This window comes from Ruegeria sp. ANG-R (genome assembly GCF_000813985.1).
Classification (GTDB): Bacteria; Pseudomonadota; Alphaproteobacteria; order Rhodobacterales; family Rhodobacteraceae; genus Ruegeria.
Genome location: NZ_JWLJ01000003.1, coordinates 133,587 through 158,400 on the forward strand (window position 1 = coordinate 133,587; position 24,814 = coordinate 158,400).

Genomic DNA, 24,814 nt, shown 5'->3' on the forward strand with positions numbered 1-24,814 from the left:
TTGGCCGCAATTGCGAATTGGGTGCGATACACGATGAAAACGAATGTTCTGGCCGGGTTGGTACTGACAATTTGGGTGGCGATGCTGGCTTGTGCCACCGGGGCGGCAGCGCAAACCTCTCTTATTCCGGGATACCCTTCGGGATCAGCCGACAATGCCGGTACGACCTCGTCAAACACAGACGGCGATCTGGCAGCGGCCATTCGCTCAGCCACCGAAGCAGGTGCAAGCGTAATCGTCATAGACAGCGCCGGTCAGGTGGTGTCGACGGCCGATAATGCCGACGGTTCAACGACCGGGGCCGACGGTTCTGATCCGATGGGGGACGGATCTCAACTGATGAAGGCGCAGGAACGGTTCTCGGCGTTTATGGAGTCCGTCCGTTCGCGGTTGGAAGCTCTGCCATATTCGGTGTTTGAGGTGCAGTATATCCTCAGGCAGACCAGTCCCGACGGGCGGATTCAGACCTATGTCGAAGTGCTGGCCTGGAACATCCTGTTTCTGTTGTTGGGGCGCTGGTTGTCGACCGAGATTTACGGCAAGCGTTTTGCGAAACGCTGGGTAGTGGCCCGTATCAAGGAAAACCCTGTGGGCTATCGTGAAAAGATGCCCTTCCTTGTTTACCGTTTCCTGATGGGAATCGGCGGTACGATCTTTGCCATGGTTCTTGCCCTGATCGTCGGTTATCTGTTTTTTGGCGAAGCAGAAGACATATCGATCCAGTTTACCGTCACGGCGATCTTTAGCGCATATTTCCTGTCCCGCACGGTTTCGGATCTGTGGCGGATGGTTTTGTCGCCTTACCTCAGTCAGTATCGCCTGCCGCCGTTTTCGGATCGTGACGCCAAGCGCCTGTATATCTGGGCCTCGGCCCTTGCGACATATGATATCTCGGTCGTTATGTTCTCGACCTGGGTGGCTGATTTTGGGCTGAACTATAACGTTTATGCCATGGTCTACGGCAGCCTGACACTGGTTGGCGCGCTGGGCAATGTGCTGATGATCCTGTTCAATGCACGTGCGATTTCCAACGCCATTCGTGGTGGGCGCGTGCCGGATCAGGTGTCGTGGATTTTGCGTTTTGTCTCGTTCGCATGGGCACCGATTCTGGTGGTTTACATGGTGTTCAGCTGGTTCAAACTGGCTGTCGATCTGGTGCTTGAGGTTCAGGATTCGATCCCGATCGTCGCCAGCAGCTACGCGATCTTTATGTCGGTCGTCGTGGCCTATGGCGCGATGAACTACCTGCTTGAGCGGTATTTTGATCGCAATCGCAAGATGGAAGCACTGAATGCCGACGGCGCAGAGCCAGAGGCGATCGAAGAAGAACTGGCCGCAGAAACACCACAGGCTGAAAAGCGCAAACACGCGATCCTGACCTTCGAAGACCTTGCCCGCCGCGTGGCAGGCATTCTGGCTTTTGTCGTGGGGCTTTATGCACTGGTCGTGATCTGGAACCCCCAGGCAAACTGGAGCGACGATTTGCCGGTCGAGCGGGCGCTGGATGTGATGGTGATCCTGTTCATCGGGTATATCCTGTTTCACTTCTTTCGCGTGTGGATCGACAGCAAGATCGCTGAAGAGGTCGATGACGGCGGTGGAGAGGCGGAACTGGGCGATGAAGGCGGGGAGGGCGGCCAGAGCCGTCTGGCAACCTTGCTCCCCCTGTTTCGCGGCGCCATTCTGGCCGTGGTTGTCGTCACCATCGCGCTGATTGTGCTGATGGAACTGGGGATCAATGTCAGCCCGCTGTTCGCTGGTGCCGGTGTTGTTGGTCTGGCCGTAGGGTTTGGGTCGCAAACACTGGTGCGGGACATCTTTTCTGGTGCGTTCTTCCTGATGGATGATGCCTTCCGCAAGGGTGAATATATCGACATCGGCGATGTGAAGGGGACCGTCGAAAAGATATCGGTCCGGTCCTTCCAGTTGCGCCACCACCTTGGGGCGCTGAACACCATTCCCTTTGGTGAGATCAAAGTACTGACCAACTACTCGCGCGATTGGGTGATCATGAAGCTTCCGCTGCGGGTGACCTATGACACTGATGTCGAAAAGGTACGCAAACTGATCAAGAAGCTGGGTCAGGAACTGCTGAGCGATCCGGTGATCGGTGAGAACTTCATTCAGCCGCTGAAATCGCAGGGCGTGATCGAGATGCAGGACTCGGCGATGATTATCCGGGTCAAGTTCATGACCAAGCCGGGCGATCAGTGGCTGGTGCGCAAGAAAGTCTATCAGGATATCCGCGAGTTGTTCGCACGAGAAGGCATCCGGTTTGCCCACCGTGAGGTCACTGTGCGGCTGGCTGACGGCAAGGAAGCGGACGACCTGACGCCGAAACAGCGCGAGGCGGTGACGGGTGCCGTTCAGGCCGCGATTGATGAAGACTATCTGGACGATATCGGCCCCGGCGGCGATGATCGCTAGAATGGCTCCCGCCCCTTTGACACACGTCTCTGACGAGACGCGCGCCAAAGCGTTGGGCCGCGCCGCGCGTACCGCGCGGCGGTTGGTCTAGGTGGCGAGTGAAGGCCAGACTGGACTGGACGTTCCCAGTTGCGAGGCGGGTAAGGGCCAGCGCATCGTGGCGGTCCCGACGGTCAGAGCTGGTTTCAGGCGATGGCCGGAACCCCAGCCGGTAGGTTCGGACGTATCGGAGTAGTCGGTCGCGGTTGCACCTGTGATGTCACCTCCGGTGGCATCACCTTTCGCAAGAGTTGCAAGCAATTCAGCGGTACGCGCCAGCGAGAGGCGGGCGTCCATCACGGCCTGCCCGGATGCGGCCCCGGCCAGCGCCGACAGCACGGAGGCCGCCATTAGATACCCGGTGGCGTGATCGAGCGCCTGCACTGGCAGCGGAGTAGGTTTGTCGGCGCCCGCCCATTCCATACCTCTGTGGGCGATCCCGGTGCTCATCTGTACCAAGCTGTCGAAACCGCGGCGCATCGACCATGGTCCTTGCCAGCCATAAGCGTCAAGCGTGACCTCGACCCTGTTCGGCGCGAGCTTGTCGCGTGTGGCTTTGTCCAGGCCGAGTGCATCCAGAACACCGGGGCGATATCCGTGCACAAGTACATCCGCATGTGCCAGAAGCTCTTTGAACGTTGCTATTCCACCGGGAGATTTCAGGTTCAGATAGGCGCAGTGCTTGCCCAGCGAAATGTCCGGAATAACGCCGGGCTCATCCCAGCCGGGTGGATCTATGCGCAGCACTTCAGCCCCGAAACCAGCGAGTGTTCGCGTTGAGACAGGTCCGGCCAGAATGCGGGTCAGGTCCAGCACGCGCAATCCCGCGAGGGGTCGCGCGGCAGTTGCCTGATGCCGGTCACGCAGCCGGATGTTGCGTGGTCCCTGCCACCCGATCAGCGGCTCGCGTGCCACCATGCGCCCTTGCGGATGATCCAGCCATTCGGAGCGGCTGCGCATCGCGGCTGCTACGCCACCCTCGGCAACAATCGCGGTCTCAAGTGCCGCGATGGTCCAACCCCGGATGGCGCGCGACACCTGTGCCCGGTCGGCTTTGACCTGCAGAACCTTCAGGGCCGCCGCTCGGTGATGGGGCAGGTTTGTGTGCAACCTGATCCAACCATCAGCGGCCAGATAGTCACCGGCAATCGCATCCCAAAGGCCCGGCATTTCCCATCCCTCGGGCTTGAATGAAAAGCCATACCACAGCGAGGCCAGCCGGTGATCCACGGAAATCTCAGGGGGTTTCGGAGACAGATTCAGCGCAGCGGTAAGGCGGGACAGCTCTTGCCCGACCGCCGCGAAGCTGGCGGTCGCCAGTTCCGAGACTGCATACGCGCTGGGCCGGGCGCCCGCCCCACAGACCCGATATGCGTCAGCTGAGGGGAGGGCGGACAGCAAGCTCATTGCTGATAGGGGTCAAGACTGTCGCGCAGCCCGTCGCCGAGGAAGTTAAAGGCCAGCACAACGATGATGATCGGCAGCATCGGGATTGCCGTCCACGGGTAGATTTCGATTGATGCAAGGTTCTGTGCATCGTTCAGCATCACGCCCCAACTGACCGCCGGAGCCCGCAGGCCAAGGCCGAGGAAGCTGAGAGCTGTCTCACCAAGGATCATCGCAGGGATCGACAGCGTGGCCGAGGCGATCAGATGCGATGTGAAGTTCGGCAGCAGGTGCTTGCGGATCACGCGGCCCGAGCTTGCACCCATCATTTCGGCGGCGCGAACGTATTCCTCTTCCCGAAGAGACAGGAATTTTGCCCGCACGGAGCGGGCGAGGCCGGGCCAGTCCAGTATGCCGAGGATGATCGATATGATGAAGAACACCGCGACCGGGCTCCAGTTCGAGGGAACTGCGGCAGACAGCGCCAGCCATAGGGGCAACTCCGGTAACGAGCGCAGGATTTCGATCACGCGATTGATCACCCAGTCGATCCTGCCGCCGAAGTAACCTGCCATTGATCCAAACAGGATGCCCAGAACGAACGACACCGAAATGCCAATCAGGCCAACGGTCAGCGACAGTTGCGCGCCATACAATATGCGACTGAACACATCGCGGCCCAGACGATCTGATCCCCATAGGAACAATGTGGCGCCTTCGGGCGGGCAGAACAGATGGGTGTCGGATTTGATCAGGCCGGCCAGCTTATACTCCGACCCTTTGCAAAAGAACCGGATCGGGCGCGGGTCTTCCGTGTCGGGTACGAATTTCCACTGGAAGGTCTCCAGGTCCGCTTCTGCTACGATCGGATAGACATAGGGGCCGATAAACTTACCCTCGTGGAACCAGTTGACGGACTGGGGCGGGGCATAAAGGTGCTCTCCGTTCCGGTCATTGGGGCCGTAGGGGGCGATAAAGCCGGCAAAGGGCAGCATTAGATAGCACAGCAGCAGGAACAGGCCGGATATCAGACCCAGCTTATGTGTTCTGAACTTCCGCCAGACCAATACCCAATTCGGAGCGTCGAGGTCTGCACGCTCAAGCTGCTGGATCGAAGCTTGCGGGTCGAATGGGGCTTCGTCGACATAACGACCGTCAGGGAGTTTGCTCATGCTTCCCGCCCCTCATAACGAATGCGCGGGTCAAGCATGACCAGCAGGATATCGGAAATCATGGTGCCAATCAGGGTCAGCAAAGCCACGAACATCAAAATGAAAGCCGAGAGGAACTGATCCTGCGTTTTCAAAGCGGTCAGCAGCGTCGGGCCGATAGTTTGCAGACCTAGAACGACCGAGACCAGAACCGAGCCCGATACCATCGACGGCAGCAGGTTGCCGATATCGGCTACAAACGGATTGAAGGCCACACGCAGCGGGTATTTCGTCAGCATTCGCGACGGCGCCATGCCTTTGGCAATGGCGGTTTCCACATAGGGCTTGCCCAGTTCATCCAACATGTTGGCGCGCAAGCGCTGCATCATGGCCGACGCCCCCGAGGTGCCGATCACGAAGGTCGGCACGATCAGGTGGACGAGAATGGATTTCAGCTTTTCCCAACTCATCGGTTGCCCCTCGAACGAGGGGTCCATCAGGCCGCCGATGGGCAGATTGAAATAGCGATGACCGTAGTAGAACAGGATCAGCGCCAGCAGGAAGTTTGGCGTGGCCAGTCCCAGATAGCCGACGAAGGCCGAAGTATAATCGATCCATGTTCTCGATTTGGCCGCGGCCATAACACCCAGCGGTAACGCCACCGCATAGACAAACAGGATAGCCGCCAGATTAACGACGACTGTCAGCCATAGAGTATCACCGACGATTTCCGAGACAGGGCGGTCAAATTCGAAGGACCAGCCGTAATTGCCCTGCAACAGCCCCTCAAACCCGTGCGGCCCCGACCAGAATCCCATCCAGATCAGGTATTGTTCCGGCAGGGACCGATCCAAAGAATATTCTTTCCGCAGAAACTCGGCTTTGGCGACGCCTGCGGACTGACCCGAGGCCTGCAACTCGGCGATTTGGTTGCTCAGATAGTCGCCAGGGGGAAGGTTGATGATCACGAAGATCAGAACCGACACCACCAACAATGTCAGAAGCATCGTGAAAAAGCGATACACCGCATAGCGCAGCATGACCATTTAGCTGCTCCTGATCAGTCGGCGAAGAAGAACTCGTCGGGGCGGTGAATACCGAAATGTGCGCCGGGCTCCCAGGCCCACATGGCCTGCTCGGGCACGTTGCGCAGACGGTTCGATACGACGATTGGTTGCGGTGCCCCGTTCAGGATGCCGATGGCGAACAGTTGGTCGGCGTGAATTTTCAGCATCTCGGACCAGATTGCGTTGCGTTCATCGTCGGTTGTCGCGAGTTCCCAGTTATGCGCCAGCGTCATCAGATGTTCAGCCTCAGGCATGTCAGGTGCCTCACCCGACCCCCCGGCTGTCTGATAATACTGGCCCCATTTGGGCCAGGCCAGAAAGACCTGATCGGTAGGCGCCAGATAGGCGGGTGAGGTGTGCATTTGCGGGATACCGTCATCCCAGCCGAACCAGACCGAAGCCATCGTGTTGCCGGAAAACACCCGGTTGCGCAGGATGTCACGATCCAGCGGCCGCATCACAAGGTCGACACCGATCTCGCGCCAGGTGTCCGTGACGATCTGCAGGGCGCTTTCCACCTCCTGCCGCTCGCCCGCGGTTTCGATGACCAGTTCCATCGGGCGTCCGTCTGGCAACAGGCGAATGCCGTTTTTATCACGCTCGGTCAAACCCGCTTCGTCCAGCAACGCATTCGCCATTTCGACATCATACTCTGCCCATGCCTGCGCATTTGCTTCGTCATAGAAGGGCGATGCGGGCAGAACCGACATCGCTCCGGGATGGGCGAGCTTGAAATACAGCGCCTGGTTGATCGTTTTGCGGTCGATGGCAAGCGACAGCGCCCGGCGCACGCGCACGTCGCGCAGGACGTCGCGCCAGACATCGTCGTTAAAGTTCAGATTGGGGTAGATTGCGATCTGCGATGCAACACCGGTCTTCCACAGAAGCGTTTTGTATCCACCCTCAGCCTCGCCCTTTTTCAGGATCGAGGCGTCACGGAATGCCAACCCACGGCCTTGCAGGTCGCTTTCGCCAGCATTTGCCTTGGCTGCAACCAGACCCGGAGCGACGATTTCCATCTCGACCACGTCAATATAGGGCAGTTGAACGCCGTTTGAATCTACCCGATGGTAATAGGGGTTACGGACAAAATTGTGCCGGATCTTCTTGCCGGAACTTGCGTTGAGCCAGGGCTGCAGCGTGGGAAGTTCGTGATTGTCGTACTTGTAGAGGTTATCAAGTTTGTTGTGCAGGGCGGCCCAGCTCTTGACCCGCGCGTCCTCGACCAGAAAGGCCAGTTCTTCAGGGTCTGCAAACTTCTCGTGATATTGCTTAAGGAACTCGGACGGGCGGTAGATAAATGGTGGACGTGCCTGCGCCAGCGATTGCAGGAAATCCGGGTTGGGGTCGTCCCATTCGAACACAACCGTTTTTTCGTCGGGGAACGTCACGGTGGGCGGTTTGCCCTCTACCAGCAGAAAATCAGGCGGGCCCGAGGGGCTGAGCAATTCGTTGTTGGCCACGTCCTCCCACCAGTAGCGGAAATCTTCGGACGTGAACGGTGTGCCATCCGACCATTTGTGACCCGGGCGCAGGTTCAGAGTGAACTTGCGGTTGTTTTCATTCTCGTAGGAGTCCAGCAAATCGGGAACGATGTTGTATTCGTGGTCGAACCCCACAAGCCTCGCATAGCCATAGACCACCATCTGCCGGATATCCTTGGACCGGGTGACCATCGTGCGCAACGTCCCGCCGGGGGTGCCGAATTCGCGCCCCTTCGCGGCCAGGTCGACGATCAGCGGGTCCTGAGGGATGCGTTCGGCAACCGGTGGCAGGTTGCCACTTTCAACCTCGGACTTCCAGAACGTGCTTTCCTGAAGATTGGTCGGAATTTCCGCCGCGGCGGGCAGCATTCCTGCGACGGCCAGCGAGGCAGCCAGAAACAAGTGATGAGTGGTCTTAAACATGGCAACGTACCTTATGGCCGGGCTCCAACTCTACCAGTGAAGGTATCACGGTGTCGGAAAATCGAAAGGCGTCATCCCAACTGTCAGGTGAACCCGCACCAAGCGCGACCAGTTTCAGGTCAATCGGACGGTTAATATCCGGTTCGGGCTGGGCGGCGATCAGTGCCTTGGTATAGGGGTGACGTGGATTGTAGAACAGGGTTTCGGGCGGGGCTTGTTCGACGACAAGACCCCGGCGCATCACGGCGACTTCGTCGGCAATGCGTGCGACGACGGCCAGATCGTGCGAGATGAACAAATAAGACAGGTTCAGGCCGTCCTGAAGGTTTTCGAGCAGCGTCAGGATTTGTTCCTGCACCGAGACATCCAGTGCCGAGGTCGGCTCGTCGCACACGATCAGGGCCGGGTCCAGCATCATTGCGCGCGCGATCGACAGGCGTTGCCGCTGTCCGCCCGAAAAGGCGTGTGGATAACGTTTGAGCATATCCGAGTTCAGCCCGACCCGCTGCAACATCTCGGCAGCCTTGTCGCGCTGCTCGGCTGTGGTGCCGAGGCGATGAATCTCCAATGGCTCGGTCATTGCATCCTGAATGCGCATCCGTGGGCTGAGAGAGCTGTAGGGGTCCTGAAACACCATCTGAGCTTTACGCTGAAAGGCGGTGCGCTCGGCCCGTGTCATATTGTGAACGGTGATGGGTTCGGATTCGCCGGTCGTGCGGAACAACACCTCGCCACCGAGGTCCGGTAGCTCAGCGCCAAGTGCGATTCGCGCTGCTGTGGTTTTACCCGAGCCGCTTTCACCCACAATCGCAAGCGTCTTGCCGCGCGCCAGTTTCATATCCACGCCACGGCAGGCGTGGATCAGCTTGTCGGCCTTCCAGCCTTTGCTGGAGCGCATCGTGTAGGTCTTCGAGACCCCGGTCATCTGTAGAATCAGGTCTTCGTCGGGCATCGGCAAGCCCACCGCTTCCCGATCAGGAATCTGCGGTGCAGCATCGAACAGTTGCTGCGTGTAGGGATGCGCGGGTTTGTTTAGGATCGGTTCGGCCGGACCGGCCTCCATCACGCGGCCTTTGTGCATCACAACGACCTGCTCGGCCATGTTGGCGACCACCCCCAGATCATGAGTGACCAGAATCAGCGCCATGCCGGTCTCGCGCTGCAATTCTTTGATCAGCCCCAGAACCTGTGCCTGGGTGGTGACGTCCAGTGCCGTCGTCGGCTCGTCCGCAATCAACAGTTCCGGCTTTGAAACCATAGCCATGGCGATCATCGCCCGCTGACGCATACCCCCGGACAGTTCGAACGGATAGCTGTCATAGGCACGGGCCGGGTCGGGGAAGCCTACTCGGTCAAACTGGTTCAGGACCTGTTTGCGCGCCTCTGCCTCGGATGCACCGCGATGCAGCCAGAGAACCTCGCTGACCTGGTTGCCGATTTTATGCAGGGGCGAAAGTGATCGCATCGGTTCCTGAAAGATCATGGAAACCCGATTGCCGCGAATGCCGCGCATCTGACGTTCGCTGAGTTCGGTCAGATTCGCAGTGCCTTTGGAATCGTTCAGGACAATCGTTCCGCTGCGAATCTGAGCGGTGCGCGGCAAAATGCGCAATGCCGCTCGGCACGAAATCGTCTTGCCCGACCCGGATTCACCAACCAATGCCAGTGTTTGGCCCGGCTCAACATCAAAGCTGACATCGCGGACAACCGAAGGGCCCGAGCCGAAACCGATGCTGAGATCCCGAACGGACAACAACGCACTCATGCGGGTTTTCCACCCGGCTGGCCGCTAGATAACATCGGCTTAGTGAACTCCCTGTCTTTTTTGCGCAGTCTCGCGCGGTTGGGGCGGGCTAGTCAAACACCTTCTTTACCTGAATTGTCGCGGAAGCGTGAAACTTGGCCTGTATGGCTACACAAAGTCTTGAGATTTTGTCATCAAAGGCGCAATCGGCACCTTGTTCGTGTCGACGCCAAAAAAAGAGGTTCCCCGTGTCCGAGCATCAAAGCCGTCTGGATCTGTTCATTGACCGTATGGTCTCGCAGCGCGCCTGTCTGGACTATGCAATCGCGCGGACGGCAGATCAGTCCGGCCCGGTTTTTGAGTTGGGCCTGGGCAACGGGCGCACTTATCACCACATGATTCAGCATATTCAGGATCGTCCTGTTTACGTTTTTGAACGTGCCGTGGCCTCCCACCCGGATTCGACCCCGCCCGAGGATCTCGTGATTTTGGGCGATGTGCGTGAGACACTGCCCGCGTCGGTTGCGCGATTTGGTGCGTCGGCCAGCCTTATTCACGCCGATCTTGGGGGGCACAACCGGCAAAAGAACGATGTTTTTGCCCGCCTCGTCTCACCCCTGATCGAGCCGCTGCTGGCGCCGGGCGGGCTGATGGTCTCCAGTGACCGCATGTATTTCGAAACGCTGACCGAGCTGCCGCTGCCGGAAGGCGCCGTGGAAGGGCGCTGCTTCATTTATCAACGTTGATCCGCCGCGGGATCACTTTGCATTCCGACTAGCTCAGTCCGGTCAGGACAGTCTAACTTCAGAAGCGTGACGTTTCAGGAGGGACTGTTCCGATGCTGTTCTACGATTGCTCAACCGCACCCAGCCCGCGCCGTGCCCGGATGTTCATTGCGGAAAAGGGGCTGCAAATCGAAACTCGTGACATTTCGATCGCCAAAGGCGAACAGTTGAGCGATGCGTTTCGTGCAGTGAATCCCGGTGCGACGATCCCGGTTCTGATCACGGATGAAGGTGCGACGCTAACAGAGAATCTCGGCATTGCCGCATATCTCGAGGCGCGGTTTCCCGAGCCGCCGTTGCTAGGTCGAACTGCGGATGAAAAAGGCCAGGTTCTGATGTGGAATGCTGTTGCCGAGCAGCAGGGCGGTGCGCCGATTGCTGAAACTCTTCGCAATACCCATCCCTCGTTCAAGGATCGCGCGATTACCGGTCCGATGAGTTATGCGCAAATACCGGAATTGGCGCAGCGGGGTGCTGAGCGGGTAGATGCCTTCTTCGATCTGCTCGAAACCCGTCTGAGCGATAGCGAATTCGTTGCGGGCAACACGTTCTCTCTGGCCGATATTACCACATTCGTGTTTGTCGATTTCGCCCGCGTCATCAAGAAGCGCATTCCCACAGGGAACATAGCGACACTTGCCTGGTTTGACGCCATCCAAGCACGCCCAAGCGCACAGATTTGATGCTGCAAATATAGTGAACTTCGAACTGTACAGAAATGTCTAGACAGAAGTGAACAGTACCTCTAGCGTCCAATTCGGATCATTCAGCGGAGGTCGGGATGAAGTCTCAGTATCGTGTCGTAGTCATCGGTGGCGGCGTTGTGGGCGCCTCGGTTCTGTATCACCTTGCCAAGTTCGGCTGGTCCGATGTGGTGATGTTGGAGCGTCGGCGTTTGGCCTCGGGCTCGTCCTGGCACGCGGCAGGGGGCATCCATGCGCTGAACGCCGATCCCAACATGGCGTCTCTTCAGGCCTATACGATCGATTTGCTCAGCGAGATCGAAAAGGAATCGGGTCAGAACATCGGCCTGCATATGACCGGCGGCCTGACCTTGGCTGGCACGCCTGAACGGTGGGAGTGGCTGCAGGCCAACTACCGCATCTTTCAATCTATCGGCATTGATGATTGCGAATTGTTATCCCCGGAAGAGGCGCAGAAACGTTGCCCGATCATGTCAACCGACGGCGTGCTTGGCGCAATGTGGGCGGATCGCGAAGGCTATATCGACACCACTGGAACGGTTCAGGCCTATGCCACGGCGGCCAAAAAGCGCGGAGCCGAGTATTACGAGGAAACCAAGGTCGAACGCCTGACGCAGACTGCGGATGGCTGGGAAGTTGTGACCGACAAGGGCACGATCACGTGTGAGCATGTGGTCAATGCCGCAGGTCTCTGGGCCAAGCAGGTGGGCCGTATGGCAGGGGTCGAACTGCCGGTGTCGCCACTCAAACACCACTATCTGATCACAGATACAGTGCCTGAAGTTGCCGAGGCTGATTTCGAGATGCCGATGACCGTCGACCTCGAAGGTTTTACCTATATGCGGCAGGACCAGAAGGGCGTTCTGGTCGGTATCTATGAGGTCGATCATGAACACTGGGCCATGGACGGTGCGCCTTGGAATTACGGCGAAGAGCTGTTTCAGGAACAGCTCGACCGGATCGAGAATGAATTGACGCTCGGTTTTGAACGCTATCCGTCAATCCAGAATGTTGGCATCAAAACATGGGTGAATGGCGCGTTCACCTTCTCGCCAGATGGTAACCCTTTGGTCGGTCCGGTGCCCGGTAAGCGCGGGTATTGGTCAGCCTGTGCGGTGATGGCCGGGTTCCTGCAGGGTGGTGGCGTGGGCAAGACGCTGGCCGAGTGGATGATCCATGGCGAGCCAGAGGCTGATGCGTGGCCGATGGACGTGGCGCGCTATGGCGATTTCGCGCAGAATAAACGCTATATTCGCGAGACAACGGGACAGTTCTATTCGCGTCGGTTTGTGATGACCTATCCGAACGAACAGTTGCCTGCTGGCCGGCCACTGAAAATGGCTCCGGCCCATGACGCGATGACCGAAGCGGGATGCAAATGGGGTGTGAGCTGGGACCTCGAAGTGCCGCTCTACTTCGCGCCGAAAGGGTTCGAGGAGACGCCGACGCTCAAACGTTCAAACGCACACGATATCGTGGCCGAGGAATGCAAGGTGATCCGCGAAGGCGTGGGCCTGCTAGACATCTCGGGATTCTCGCGGTTTGAGGTCTCGGGGCCGAACGCCGAGGAGTGGCTCGACAAAGTCATGGCCTCAAAACTCCCCGCGCCGGGACGGGCCAAGTTGGCCCCAATGCTGGGCGAGAACGGACGGCTCAAGGGTGATCTGACCGTGCTCAACTGGGGCGATGGCACTTGGTGGATCATGGGCAGCTACTATCTGCGTGCCTGGCATATGCGTTGGTTCGATGATCACATGATGGATGGCGTCCAAATTCGCGATTTGGGCGAGGAATATTGCGGCTTTGCCGTGGTTGGACCGAAATCGCAGGCCGTGGTCGAGAAGCTGGCAGAACAGGACATCTCGGGCCTGAAATTCATGGGCTGCGGCGATTTTGATATCGGTCTGGTGCGTGCCCGTGTCGCCCGTATGTCGGTGACTGGCGAAAAGGGCTACGAGATCAACTGCCGCTACGGCGATCACATCAAGCTGCGTCGGATGTTGCTGGAGGCCGGAGCTGATGAGGGCATCCGGGAATGCGGCTTCAATGCGATGTTGTCGACACGCCTGGAAAAAAGCTTTGGCATCTGGTCGGCGGAATTTACGCAGCTTTATACGCCGGGTATGACGGGCATGGATCGCTGGATCGATTGGGAAAAAGATTTCGTTGGTAAAGACGCCGCATTGGCTGAACGCGATGGAAATGGACCAGCACAGGTGCAGGTTACATTGGAAATCGAAGCGCAGGACGCGGATGCAAGCGGGTATGAGCCGATCTGGGCCAGCGGTGAACGCGTGGGTTTTGTCACTTCGGGCGGATACGGTCACTATACCGGCAAGTCTCTGGCAATGGCGCTCGTCAATCGCGACATGGCCGTACCGGGAACCGAATTGTCAGTGCATGTTGTGGGCGTCGAGCGGCCGGCACGGGTTATTGAACCGTCGCCTTACGATCCTCAGGGTAAAGCGATGCGAGGTTGACCATGGCTACACGGGAGCGAGGAGGCCGGAGACGGGGGCGTAGCGCGGATGCGTCACCGCAGCCCAGCCGTGATGTAAACTATCGCCAATTGCGAAATCCATTCCCCTTGATGGAGGTGTTTCCGGCAGAGCAAATCGCGGATATGCACGAAACCGCGCTACGAACGCTTGAGGAACTTGGCGTCAAAGTTCTGCTGCCCGAGGCGCGCCGCATCTTTTCTAAGGGCGGCGCACGGGTGGATGAAGACAGCGAAATGGTCTTTATCGGGCGCGAGATCGTAGATGCAGCAGTTGCCTCGGCACCCAAATCAATCTCCTGCCGAGCCGGGGCGCGGCGACGGGATTTTACTCTGGAACTCGGCAGTCTGGTGTTCCAGCCGGGGGCAGGGGCGCCAAACGCCACCGATTTGGAACGCGGGCGCCGCCCGGCTACCGGGCAGGATTATCTTGAGTTCCTGAAACTCACCCATCATTTCGATGTGTTCCAGATGATCTCGCCCCAGGTTGAGCCGCAGGATGTGCCGACAAACCTGCGGCACTATTTCACGACCAAGGCGCAGATGGAGCTTACAGACAAATTCCCATTCTTCTTCTCGCGCGGAACGCCGCAGGTGATGGACTGTTTCGAAATGCTCTCGACCGCGCGGGGCCTGTCTGACGATGAGTTCCGCGCCAATGCCCACTGTTATACGATCATCAACACCAACAGCCCGCGCACTCTGGACATCCCGATGGCACAGGGCCTGATCGATTTTGCCCGACACGGTCAGATGTCGATCATCACCCCTTTTACCCTGATGGGGGCGATGGCACCGATTACGGTGGCCGGGGCGATTACGCTGTCCCATGCCGAAGCGCTGGCGGCGTTGACGCTGACCCAACTGACCAATCCCGGCGCGCCGGTTTGTTATGGAACCTTCACCAGCAATGTCGACATGAAGTCTGGTGCGCCAGCTTTCGGAACGCCCTCGCACTTTCAGGCTTCGCTGGCGGCCGGACAACTGGCGCGTCACCTCGGGTTGCCCTGGCGGTCGGCGGCGGGTTCGGCCGCGAACATCAATGACGTACAGGCCGCCAATGAGAACCAGTTCGGTCTGTGGGGCTGTTTGATGGCCGGGGCCACTGTGATCATCCATTCAGCGGGTTGGCTGGAAGGCGGTTTGACCGTGTCATTTGAGAAAATGATCTGTGACGCCGAAGTGTTGAACATGGTGGCCGAACTTTGCGCCGGCGCGCAGGCAGGTGGGGCCGAAATCGGGTTTGACACCGCCCTGCGCGAGGTCGAACCCAGCGGCCATTTCTTCGCTACCAGCCAAACGATGGAACGCTACAATACTGCGTTCTATGAACCGCATGTACATGACTATGCCAACTTTGGCACATGGACCGAACGTGGTTCCGTGGATGCAAATCATCGTGCAACTGGGGTCTGGAAAGAAATTCTGGCGAATTTCGAAGCGCCGGCTCAGGACGCAAACCGTATTGGTGCACTGCAGGACTTCATCGTGCGTCGCACCGAAGAGGGTGGCGCACCACCGGAGAGTTGAATGAATACAAAACCCGTCCTCCACCGGGATGACCCCGAAGCCGAACCTCTGACTGGCAACGTCAAGGTCACGCGTGACGATTGGTTGAACGTGGCCATGGACGTGTTGATCTCGGATGGGGTCGAGCAGGTGAAGGTCATGAACCTTGCCGAGCGGATGGCAGTCTCTCGCTCATCATTCTACTGGTATTTCAAGTCCCGACAGGAATTGCTGGATGCGCTTCTGGCACGATGGCAGGCAACCAACACCGCCGCACTGATCGCGCAATCCGAATTGCCCGCGGAGACGATAACGGCCGCGGTTTGCAATGTTCAGCGTTGCGTCGTGAATACAGAACTGTTTGATACGGCGCTCGATTTTGCCGTTCGGGACTGGGCAAGGCGGTCGGGAAAAGTGCGGCGGATGCTGGACCAATCCGATGCGAGTCGACTGGCAGCGTTGCGTGCGATGTTCATCCGTTTCAACTATGATGCGACCGAGGCCGAGACCCGCGCACGCGTGCTGTATTATATGCAGATCGGCTATGATCTTGCGCAGTTGAACGAGCCGATGGCGATCCGGTTATCGATGGTTCCGCACTACCTTTACGTCTTTACCGGGGTCGAACCTCGACCCGAAGAGATCACCGAATTCAGCGCATATGCAAAACGTTTCTGGGAAGGGGCAGGACATGAGCCAACCTGACGCAATCATCATCGGAACCGGTGTTATAGGCGCGGCAATCGCGTTTGAGATGGCCAAATCAGGCTGGAAAACCCTTTCGCTGGATCGGAACGCTCAGGTCGGGCACGGTTCGACCGCAGGTTCATGCGCGATCGTCCGGATGCATTATTCGACCCTAGATGGCACGGCGTTTGCGTGGGAAGGCTATCATTATTGGCGCGAGTGGGCGGGTTATCTGGGTTTGCCCGATAGCGCAGATCTGGCTCAGTTCCGTGAAACCGGCTGTCTGGTTATGAAGACCGAGGCCAACGGATTTCTGGAGAAGCACAAGAAATACAGTGCTGAACTGGATTGCCCGTTTGAAGAATGGACGCCCGAACAAATCACAGAACGCCTGCCGATTTATACGCTGGATAGCTTCGCTCCGGCGCGGCGCATGGATGATCCTGAATTTGGCCAGCCGAACGGAAAACAGGTTCAGGGCGCAGTGTTCTGGCCAAAGGCGGGTTACGTTACCGACCCGGCTTTGTCAGCGCAAAACCTGATGGAGGCGGCCAAGCTGCACGGTGCCGAAGTTCGAACCGGTGCCGAGGTTCGCGAAATCCTGACCAGTGAAGGGCGCGTAGCAGGCGTCAAACTTGCCTCGGGCGAAGAGATTCATGCCAATGTGGTTGTGAATGTCGCCGGTCCCGGATCGGCGATCATCAATGAAATGGCTGGGGTTCTGAGCGATATGACCATTACCACCCGCGCCTTGCGGCAGGAAGTGGTCCACGTGCCCGCACCTGAGGGGTTTGATTTCGAAACACAGGGCACAATTGTCTCAGATAGCGACATCGCGCTTTATTGTCGTCCTGAGCATGGCAATCACATTTTGATCGGCTCGGAAGACCCTGCGTGTGACCCGCATCAATGGTGCGAGGACGACATAAGTTACAACCACGACTTCACAGACCAATGGACTACGCAAGCCATGCGCTTTGCTCAGCGGGTTCCCAGCCTCGGGATACCCTCCAGAACTCGGGGAGTGGTCGATTTGTATGATGCCTCGACCGACTGGATTCCGATCTATGACAAGTCCAGTCTGCCGGGTTTCTACATGGCCTGTGGCACCAGCGGCAACCAGTACAAGAACGCGCCAATCGCAGGCAAGATGATGGCGTCGCTGATCGAGCATGTCGAAGGCGGTGCGGATCATGACGACAAGCCGATGCAGTTTGAACTGCCCTATATCGGGCGTACAATCGACACTGGTTTTTATTCACGCAAGCGAGCGGTCAATACGGACAGCAGTTTCTCGGTTCTCGGTTAGGAGGTCAGCGCGCGCGCTTTCTCAAAACTTTCGGCGCGCACTGGACCAAATCCGCGTATCTGGTCTGCGGTTGCGAGAGCCTCCGACCACTCTGCCTCTGCATGGGCAGTGGGGTTGGTAACAAACATATCCAACAACGCTTCGTACCAGTTCAGAATATCGCGGTGCAGCCGAGCCTCGGCGTGATATCCGAACGGGTTCAGGATGCTTCCGCGCAGCCATTTCGCCCGGGCAAGGCCACTTAGAATGGGGCGCATCCAAGGACCAAACGCGTGTTTGACCGGACGTCCCCAACCATCTTGTCGCCAGCTAAAGAGGGGAGGGGCGAAATGGTATCGGGTTTTGTAGTCCCCTTCAAAATGCTGAGCCAATTCTTCTGCGAAGATATCCGAGCTCTGTAGCCGTGCGACCTCGTACTCATCCTTATAGGCCATGAAGCGGAACAGGTTGCTTGCTATGGTTCGTATGACTGCATCGTCACCAGCAGGATGGGCCGACCGTATAGCAGAAATGCGGTTGGTGTAGCGATCTGCGTAGGCGTCATTTTGGTAGCGGCGCAAGAATGCGGCTCGGCGCGCGATCATCTCGTCCAGCGTTTCTTCGGTTTCTTGAGGTTCGCTGTACCCCGGCACGCGCGAGGGGTCTGCAGACAGGGCGCGGCCAATTGCCAGTGCAAGCCGGTTTTTTTCGACAGCAACCCCATTTAGCAAAATTGCCTGCCCCAGCGCGCTGAGCGAGATGGGAACAAGCCCCTTCTGCCATGCATAGCCCAGCAGGATGACATTGGCGAACACGGTGTCTCCCAACAGGGTCTCGGACGCGGCATTTGCATCAAATCCAGTCAGGTTTTCTGCGCCGATGACGTTCCGAATGGCTTGCTCCCGCTCAGAGACACTTAGTTGCGCATCGCGCCGCAGCACCAGGTCACCGGTCGGCATTTCCGCGCGATTCAGAACCATTCGCGTGCCGTTCCGGTAGTGGGCTGAAGCCTTAGGTGCTGAACTGACGACCACATCGCAGCCGATTACCGCATCCGCGGCTCTCTGATCGATACGGACCTGATTCAACGTCTCGGGCTCTGATCCAAGCCGGATGTAACTAAGTACCGTGCCGAACTTCTGCGCGAACCCGGTAAAATCCAGAACTGATGCACCTTTACCCTCGATATGCGCGGCCATGGTGATCAGCGCGCCGACGGTGACAACTCCGGTGCCGCCGACACCTGTCACAAGAAGGTCGAAGGGCGTATCGAGGGATGGCAACTCTGGCGCAGGTAAATTTGCCTCCAGCGCAGATAAATCCAGATCGATGGCGCGTTTTTTTCGGGTTGCGCCTTCGATGGTGACGAAGCTTGGGCAGAACCCGTCCAGACAGGAAAAATCCTTGTTACATGAGCTGAGATTGATCTTGCGTTTGCGGCCCAGCGGCGTGTTGCGGGGTTCGATGCTCAGGCAGTTTGACGCGACCGAGCAATCGCCACACCCTTCACAAACCAGATCGTTGATCCAGACGAACTTGTCCGGGTCCTGCATCGTGCCACGCTTGCGACGGCGGCGCTTTTCGGTGGCGCAGGTCTGTTCGTAGATCAAGACCGTGACGCCGGGTACGTCCCGCAACTCGCGTTGCAGAATATCCATCTCGGCGCGGTCGTGAAATGTGGTTCCGGCCGGGAAATCGGCACGGCGGAATTTGTCGATATGATCCGAGACCAAAGCGATCCGGTCCACGCCTTCTGCGCGGCAGGTCTGTGCAATGCCTGAAACGCTCACAGGGCCATCGACGGGCTGCCCCCCGGTCATGGCAACAGCATCGTTGTAGAGGATTTTGTAGGTGATATTTGTCTCCGCTGCGACCGCCTGCCGGATCGCCAGAGAACCCGAATGGTACCAAGTGCCCTCGCCAAGGTTCTGAAAGATGTGTTTTCCACCGTTAAATTGCGACGCCACGACATGCGGCACGCCTTCACCGCCCATTTGCGCGTAGCCAACAGTTTCGCGATCCATCCAAGACGCCATGACGTGGCAACCGATCCCACTGGCAGCGGTCGAACCTTGAGGGACTTTGGTCGAGGTATTGTGCGGGCAGCCCGAACAGAAATACGGTGTTCGGCTTGCCCCGGGCACATTGATCACCGGTGCTGGAGTTTCCGTCAGAGCCTTGGCCTTTTCAGGCAGATTCTCTTCGGGAAAGAATGTGTCCAGACGAGCGGCCACGATAGGGGCCAGCATCAGAGGGCTGAGTTCCCCCGTCCAGGGGATCAGTGGCTCGCCATGGCTGTCGTACTTGCCCACCATCTTGTGTGGCTTGTCGCCGGGCCAGTCATAAAAGTACTCCTTGAACTGGCTTTCGATGATGCCGCGTTTTTCTTCGACGACCAGAACCTCAGCTTTCCCCTTCACAAAGCGCAACGCGTTGCGACGGGCCAGCGGCCAGACCATCCCGACCTTGTAGATGTCGATGCCAAGACGGCGGCAAGCGGGTTCATCCAATCCCAGCAGGCGCAGGGCCTCCATCAGGTCAAGATGCCCTTTGCCGGTGGTCACAAATCCGAACTTGGCGTTGTCGATGTCATAGATGCGCTTGTCGATTGGATTTTCTTCGGCAAAAGCCCGCACGGCACGCAGTTTGTGTTGAATGCGGGTTTCGATCTCGGGCGAAGGCAGGTCAGCGCTCCGGACATGCAAGCCACGCTCGGGCTGATCGATCTGGGGCAGGGTAAAATTGCGGTCCGGGCGCAGGTCGACCGAACGCGCGCTTTCGACCGTTTCCGATATGGCCTTGAACCCGACCCATTTGCCCGAGAAGCGTGAAAGAGCGAAGCCGTACTCGCCGAATTCAAGATATTCCTCGACCGAGGCCGGATTTAATGTTGGCATAAACCAGGCCATGAAGGCCACATCCGACTGATGCGGCATCGAGGAGCTTACACACCCGTGGTCATCGCCCGCCACAACAAGCACGCCACCTTTCGGGGCCGAGCCGTAGGCATTGCCATGTTTGAGTGCATCGCCCGACCGGTCGACGCCGGGGCCTTTGCCGTACCACATCGAAAAGATGCCCTCGACCTCGCAATGCGGGTCCAGTATCGCCTGTTGTGCACCCAGAACCGCCGTCGCCCCAAGGTCTTCATTCACCGCAGGCATGAAGGTGATGCGATCGCTCTTTAGCCTGTCTTTGGCGCGCCAAAGTTCAAGGTCCAGCCCACCCAGTGGTGAACCGCGATAGCCCGACACAAAGCCTGCGGTGTTAAGCCCGGCCTGTCGGTCACGCCGGGCCTGATCCATCATGATCCGCGCCAGCGCCTGGGTTCCGGTCAGAAAGACCCGCCCTTCAGACAAGTCGTAACGATCTTCAAGCTGATAGGTGCGGAGAGCGGGATCGTGCTGGCTCATTATGTTGGTTCCATGGGTTTTGCCTTTGGTATCCGGTTATTTTACCCCCCAAGCACTGGTTAAACGTACCAGAGTGTGTAGGGATTTATAAAAAAGTGGTTTACTGCTTCGGTATCTGAGAAAATTACGGTTAAAATAATCAGCATGATTGCTCTTGATGACAGAGACCGCCGTATTCTGACGCTGCTGCAAGATGACAGCAGGGTTTCGAATGCCGAGTTGGCAGACGCCGTTGGGATGTCGGCCTCGGCCCTATGGCGCAGAGTGCGTGCGCTGGAAGAGGCGGGGGTGATAGAACGCTATGGGGCGTTGGTTTCCCCTTCGGCCATGGGCTTGACCTTTGAAGCGATCGTTCATGTGCATCTGACCCGGCATGACCCGGACAAAATCATTGACTTCATCCGGGCGGTGGAAAGAAGTCCTGAAGTGCAGGAATGCTATGCCACAACAGGTCAGGCGGACTATCACCTGCGCGTCCTGTGCCGGGATCTGGCGGCTTACAACACGTTTCTGGAGGATTTCCTTTTTCGTCTGCCCGCCGTCGCCAGCGCCCAGACGAATGTGGTGTTGCGCACGATCAAGCGGAGCCGACCAGTCGTACCCTGAGGCTCAGGCGGCAAAGGCCACCCAGGCCCACGCCATACCTATATAGGTCAGGTTGTGAAACAACTGGTCCAGACCGGCCGCGCGCCAGAAGGCCGCCTGATTTGGCTGAAGCTGTTTGCGGTCGGAATAACTGGCTTTGGCGAAGTCGATGTGGAAATGCACGATCCATTCCAATGCGGCGATGATCAGTATGAATTCGATCGGAGCACGAAACAGCGCAAAAATGACAACAGAACCCACAACATGCACAGCAGCATGTTGCGCGCGTCCCATATGGAAATACGTGCCTCGCCCGGAAAGCATTTTGGGCGTCTGTAAATAATAGTCGGCGAACATGTGTTTGACCTGAAGCAGGCAGAGCAACAGAAACACAGCGCCATAGCTGGCAGGCAAATGAATCCTCCCGATATCGTCCTGAAACAGAAGACTAGGGGGTAATGCCGTGCCGCGCAAATGAACTTGTTCACACAACGCGAATTAAGCGCAAATTGGAAATTCATTTGCGTCTGCGGATACGATTGCGGTAAATTCGGCCCGTTGTATTCACGCCAAAATCAATGATTTGAGCGGCGCATTATTAGCAGGGGCGGGTTCAATAGAACGAACAATCTTTCGGTTCATCTGGAAATACTCGAAACGCGATCAGTTGATTCTGCTGGCGGTGACGGCAACTCTGTTTCCGTTGCTCTATCTGACGCTGGAACTGCCTAAGCGCATCATCAACGACGCGATTGGTGCGACCAGTCAGATTATCGATGTCTGGGGCTATAGCCTACCGCAGACCACATTCCTGATGATCCTGTGCTTCGCTTTCCTGGCCGCGGTGCTGGCGCACGGGCTGATGAAAATGCGCATCAACACCATGAAGGGCGTTCTGAGCGAACGTATGCTGCGCCGTTTCCGCTATCAGCTGATCAACCGCGCGCTGCGCTTTCCGCAGCCGTATTTCGAGCGGGTAAGCCAGGGCGAGATGGTGTCGATGATCACGGCTGAAAGCGAGCCGATGGGCGGGCTGATGGGAGACGCGATCAGTCAACCTGTGCTGCAGGCCGGGCAGATGATCACGATCCTGTCCTTCCTGTTCCTGCAAAGCGTCTGGTTTGGTCTGGCAGCGGTTGCGTTGATCCCGCTGCAGGCCTGGCTGATCCCGAAATTGCAACGCCAGATCAACTTGCTGAACAAGCAGCGGATTCAGGAGGTCCGCGTATTGGCCGCCCAGATCGGCGAGAACGCCGCCGGTGCGTCCACCCTGCGCGCCAATGGCGGCTGGCGGTACCGGAGGGCGATGATCTCGGATCAGCTGGGGCGGTTGTTCGGTATCCGGTTCGAGATTTACCAGAAGAAATTCTTTATGAAGTTCATCAACAACTTCATCTCGCAACTGACGCCCTTCATGTTCTATCTGGTTGGCGGCCTGCTGGTGTTGCAGGGATCGGTTTCGCTGGGGGCGCTGGTGGCGGCGCTGGCGGCGTATAAGGACCTGAGCTCTCCGTGGAAGGAACTGCTGACCTATTATAACCAAACGCAGGACATGTCGCTGCGCTGGGATGTCGTGATCGAGCGTTTCGCCCCGGATGGCATGGTCGATGAGGCTCAGTTCGACGGAGAGCCTGCCGAGCGTCCTCGGCTGGATGGAGACATTGTTCTGAACCGGGTTTCCGTACGCGATATCGACGGCAATCAGGTGCTGGACGATCTGGATCTGACTTTCCCGGCCGGGAAGACGATCGGTATATCGGCCACCAGCGAAGAGGACCGCCACGCCCTGACCGAATTGCTGACCCGCGAGATTCTGCCAACCTCGGGCCGGATCGAAATTGGCGGTATAAATATGGCGAGCCTGCATCAGAGCGTTGTTGCAGCGCGTATCGGTCTGGCGACCTCGCGCCCGGTCATGTTTCAGGGTACGTTGGGCGAAAATGTGATGATGCCGATGCGGTCGCGCCCCTTGTCCTTGTCCACCGATGATCCGGATTTCCCGGAAACGCTGCGGGCAGGCAACAGCACCGACCCTTTCCGCGTCGAATGGCTGGACCCCGGTTTGGCCGGTTTTGATGATACCGCTCGCTTGCGCGATTGGTGGCTGCAGCTGATCGACGGCATGGGTTCGGGCGCGGCGCTGTTTCAGCGCGGGGCTGAGCAGGTCTTTGATGCCACCGAACGCCCGGGGCTGGCGGCAAAACTGGTCGAGTTGCGGCCGTTGGTGCAAAGAGCGGTGCGTGAGGCCGGTCTGGACGAGCAGGCGCTGGTTTTTGATCGGTCGACCTACAACCCGGCACTACCTGTCGCTGAGAACCTGTTGTTCGCGACCCCCTGCGTACCGGTCACTCAGCAATTGCTGGCGCAACAGACCGTGTTTTTGGGCCAGCTGCGAGAGCTGGGATTGGACGAAACCCTGATCAGCCTGACACGTGACGTGATCGAAATGTTGCGCCAGATCTTTGGGCTGGATGGCACTGATCACCCCCTGTTTCGCAAACTTGGGCTCGAGGCCAAGACCTACGAGGCTGCCGTTGAACTGGTCGAGCAGACGCGCAAAGAAGGCGGGCGCGGACTCGATGACGAGCAACTGGCCAGTTTGCTGTCGGTGCCGTTTGTGATTTCGGCCGAGCAGATCGGACCGGCGTTTTCGGATGAGCTGAAGAACCGCATTCTCGAGCTGCGCCACAGCCATTCCGACAAGTTGCTGGAACCGCTGCACGATGTTTTTGTGCCTTTGGACAAGGACGCCTTTGCCCCGGGTTTGACGGTCATGGAAAACGCCTTGTTCGGCAAGGTCAGCCAGATCGGAGGCGCCCGCACCGATGAGGCGCGCAAGCTGATCGTCGACGTATTGGCCGAAAACGGGGCGCGTCCGATGGTGGTCGAACTGATCTATGATGTACCGGTCTCGCTGGGTGGTCAGAACCTGCCCGCAGTGTTCGCCGAGCCACTGGCTTTTACCCGGGCCGCAATCAAGAAACCTGATATTCTGATCCTGGAAACGGCACTTGCCAGCTATGATATGGAGACGCAGGTGGCGGTGTACAAAAATCTGCGAGAGTTGCTGCCTGAAACTACGGTAATCTACCTGAATGACGCGTTCGAAAATCCAGATGTTTTCGACATGTACGTCGAAATCCGTCAGGGCCGGGTGGTGACCGGAGAAGGCCCAGCCGACGTCGAGGGTGACGGCGCGGCGTCCGCTGACCTGGTGCGCAAGTTGCGGGCGCTTGAGCAAACGCCGCTGTTTTCGGGGCTGGACCGCCGCCAGCTGCGCCTGTTGGCTTTCGGCGCCCGATGGTTCGACGCCAAACCGGGTCAGGTGGTCTTTCTCAAGGATGACCAACCGACCGACGGCGCCTATGTGATTCTTGAGGGTGAAGCGGGCCTGTACCTGCCGCGCTCGGATGGGCCCGACCAATTGATCACAACGGTCGGTGCCGGCGCGCTGGTGGGGGAACTGGGCCTGATCCGCAAGGAGCCGCGTGCCCTGAGCATGGTGGCCGAGACCGACCTGTCCTGCCTGCGCATCGGTGAGGAAGAATTCCTCGCGGTTGTAGAAAATGACGCGGCCACGGCTTTCAAACTGCTACAGGTGATCGCCGGATATGTCTCGAACTGA

Annotated in this window: 16 protein-coding genes; 9 read left to right on the forward strand and 7 right to left on the reverse strand. The window is 58.1% G+C overall.

Going from position 1 to position 24,814, the window contains the following annotated elements; genetic code table 11:
* The first annotated feature begins 33 nt into the window (after positions 1-33).
* Entirely contained in the window at positions 34-2,427 is a 2,394-nt protein-coding gene (locus tag RA27_RS11030) for a mechanosensitive ion channel family protein (protein WP_039538538.1), read from the forward strand.
* A gap of 87 nt (positions 2,428-2,514) precedes the next feature.
* On the opposite strand, the gene RA27_RS11035 is transcribed toward RA27_RS11030, so the two are convergent.
* The 5 genes from RA27_RS11035 to RA27_RS11055 are packed head-to-tail and all read right to left on the reverse strand — an operon-like array spanning position 2,515 to position 9,742.
* Positions 2,515-3,873 (reverse strand): CoA transferase, encoded by a 1,359-nt coding sequence (locus tag RA27_RS11035; RefSeq protein ID WP_039538540.1) that lies wholly within the window; start codon positions 3,871-3,873, stop codon positions 2,515-2,517.
* On the reverse strand, positions 3,870-5,024 hold the full coding sequence (locus RA27_RS11040) for an ABC transporter permease (protein ID WP_039538544.1): 1,155 nt from the start codon (positions 5,022-5,024) through the stop codon (positions 3,870-3,872). The genes RA27_RS11035 and RA27_RS11040 overlap by 4 nt, the downstream gene beginning before the upstream one ends.
* Positions 5,021-6,049: an ABC transporter permease gene (locus RA27_RS11045; RefSeq protein ID WP_039538547.1), complete on the reverse strand. Its 1,029-nt coding sequence runs from the start codon at positions 6,047-6,049 to the stop codon at positions 5,021-5,023. The genes RA27_RS11040 and RA27_RS11045 overlap by 4 nt, the downstream gene beginning before the upstream one ends.
* Before the next feature lie 14 nt (positions 6,050-6,063).
* Positions 6,064-7,977 carry an ABC transporter substrate-binding protein gene (locus tag RA27_RS11050; protein ID WP_039538550.1) on the reverse strand — a complete coding sequence of 638 codons (1,914 nt, stop codon included), beginning with the start codon at positions 7,975-7,977 and terminating at the stop codon, positions 6,064-6,066.
* A complete protein-coding gene (locus RA27_RS11055; protein ID WP_039538553.1) occupies positions 7,970-9,742 on the reverse strand; it encodes an ABC transporter ATP-binding protein in 1,773 nt (590 codons plus the stop codon). Before RA27_RS11055 ends, RA27_RS11050 begins: the two co-directional genes overlap by 8 nt.
* A 227-nt stretch (positions 9,743-9,969) precedes the next feature.
* Here RA27_RS11055 and RA27_RS11060 point away from each other — a divergent pair, with 227 nt between their 5' ends.
* From RA27_RS11060 to RA27_RS11085, 6 genes are all read left to right on the forward strand, one after another.
* Complete coding sequence (locus RA27_RS11060; RefSeq protein ID WP_039538556.1) at positions 9,970-10,467, forward strand: class I SAM-dependent methyltransferase; 498 nt, start codon at positions 9,970-9,972, stop codon at positions 10,465-10,467.
* Positions 10,468-10,559: 92 nt separating this feature from the next.
* Positions 10,560-11,189, forward strand: coding sequence for a glutathione S-transferase (locus RA27_RS11065; protein WP_039538559.1), 630 nt, complete (start codon positions 10,560-10,562; stop codon positions 11,187-11,189).
* A gap of 98 nt (positions 11,190-11,287) precedes the next feature.
* A complete protein-coding gene (locus RA27_RS11070) occupies positions 11,288-13,690 on the forward strand; it encodes an FAD-dependent oxidoreductase (RefSeq protein ID WP_039538562.1) in 2,403 nt (800 codons plus the stop codon).
* A gap of 2 nt (positions 13,691-13,692) precedes the next feature.
* Positions 13,693-15,237, forward strand: coding sequence for a trimethylamine methyltransferase family protein (locus RA27_RS11075; RefSeq protein WP_039538565.1), 1,545 nt, complete (start codon positions 13,693-13,695; stop codon positions 15,235-15,237).
* Entirely contained in the window at positions 15,238-15,921 is a 684-nt protein-coding gene (locus RA27_RS11080) for a TetR/AcrR family transcriptional regulator (RefSeq protein WP_039538567.1), read from the forward strand.
* On the forward strand, positions 15,908-17,212 hold the full coding sequence (locus tag RA27_RS11085; protein ID WP_039538569.1) for an FAD-dependent oxidoreductase: 1,305 nt from the start codon (positions 15,908-15,910) through the stop codon (positions 17,210-17,212). Before RA27_RS11080 ends, RA27_RS11085 begins: the two co-directional genes overlap by 14 nt.
* On the opposite strand, the gene RA27_RS11090 is transcribed toward RA27_RS11085, so the two are convergent.
* On the reverse strand, positions 17,209-20,604 hold the full coding sequence (locus tag RA27_RS11090; protein ID WP_039538572.1) for an indolepyruvate ferredoxin oxidoreductase family protein: 3,396 nt from the start codon (positions 20,602-20,604) through the stop codon (positions 17,209-17,211). The two genes, RA27_RS11085 and RA27_RS11090, sit on opposite strands and share 4 nt — an antisense overlap.
* 144 nt (positions 20,605-20,748) lie before the next feature.
* Here RA27_RS11090 and RA27_RS11095 point away from each other — a divergent pair, with 144 nt between their 5' ends.
* The gene (locus RA27_RS11095; RefSeq protein WP_039538575.1) at positions 20,749-21,210 is read left to right on the forward strand and encodes an Lrp/AsnC family transcriptional regulator; all 462 of its coding nucleotides are present in this window, start codon (positions 20,749-20,751) and stop codon (positions 21,208-21,210) included.
* 3 nt (positions 21,211-21,213) lie between these two features.
* Here the strand turns inward: RA27_RS11095 and RA27_RS11100 are convergent, their stop codons facing one another.
* On the reverse strand, positions 21,214-21,603 hold the full coding sequence (locus tag RA27_RS11100; RefSeq protein WP_039538578.1) for a DUF3307 domain-containing protein: 390 nt from the start codon (positions 21,601-21,603) through the stop codon (positions 21,214-21,216).
* Positions 21,604-21,772: 169 nt separating this feature from the next.
* Between RA27_RS11100 and RA27_RS11105 the strand changes: the two genes are divergently transcribed.
* Positions 21,773-24,814 (forward strand): cyclic nucleotide-binding domain-containing protein, encoded by a 3,042-nt coding sequence (locus tag RA27_RS11105; RefSeq protein WP_241484056.1) that lies wholly within the window; start codon positions 21,773-21,775, stop codon positions 24,812-24,814.

Excerpts from the sequence above, each read along its gene's own strand:
- RA27_RS11030 (WP_039538538.1), top strand. The coding sequence starts at position 34 with ATGAAAACGAATGTTCTGGCCGGGTTGGTACTGACAATTTGGGTGGCG.
- RA27_RS11035 (WP_039538540.1), bottom strand. The coding sequence starts at position 3,873 with ATGAGCTTGCTGTCCGCCCTCCCCTCAGCTGACGCATATCGGGTCTGT.
- RA27_RS11040 (WP_039538544.1), bottom strand. The coding sequence starts at position 5,024 with ATGAGCAAACTCCCTGACGGTCGTTATGTCGACGAAGCCCCATTCGAC.
- RA27_RS11045 (WP_039538547.1), bottom strand. The coding sequence starts at position 6,049 with ATGGTCATGCTGCGCTATGCGGTGTATCGCTTTTTCACGATGCTTCTG.
- RA27_RS11050 (WP_039538550.1), bottom strand. The coding sequence starts at position 7,977 with ATGTTTAAGACCACTCATCACTTGTTTCTGGCTGCCTCGCTGGCCGTC.
- RA27_RS11055 (WP_039538553.1), bottom strand. The coding sequence starts at position 9,742 with ATGAGTGCGTTGTTGTCCGTTCGGGATCTCAGCATCGGTTTCGGCTCG.
- RA27_RS11065 (WP_039538559.1), top strand. The coding sequence starts at position 10,560 with ATGCTGTTCTACGATTGCTCAACCGCACCCAGCCCGCGCCGTGCCCGG.
- RA27_RS11070 (WP_039538562.1), top strand. The coding sequence starts at position 11,288 with ATGAAGTCTCAGTATCGTGTCGTAGTCATCGGTGGCGGCGTTGTGGGC.
- RA27_RS11075 (WP_039538565.1), top strand. The coding sequence starts at position 13,693 with ATGGCTACACGGGAGCGAGGAGGCCGGAGACGGGGGCGTAGCGCGGAT.
- RA27_RS11080 (WP_039538567.1), top strand. The coding sequence starts at position 15,238 with ATGAATACAAAACCCGTCCTCCACCGGGATGACCCCGAAGCCGAACCT.
- RA27_RS11085 (WP_039538569.1), top strand. The coding sequence starts at position 15,908 with ATGAGCCAACCTGACGCAATCATCATCGGAACCGGTGTTATAGGCGCG.
- RA27_RS11090 (WP_039538572.1), bottom strand. The coding sequence starts at position 20,604 with ATGAGCCAGCACGATCCCGCTCTCCGCACCTATCAGCTTGAAGATCGT.
- RA27_RS11095 (WP_039538575.1), top strand. The coding sequence starts at position 20,749 with ATGATTGCTCTTGATGACAGAGACCGCCGTATTCTGACGCTGCTGCAA.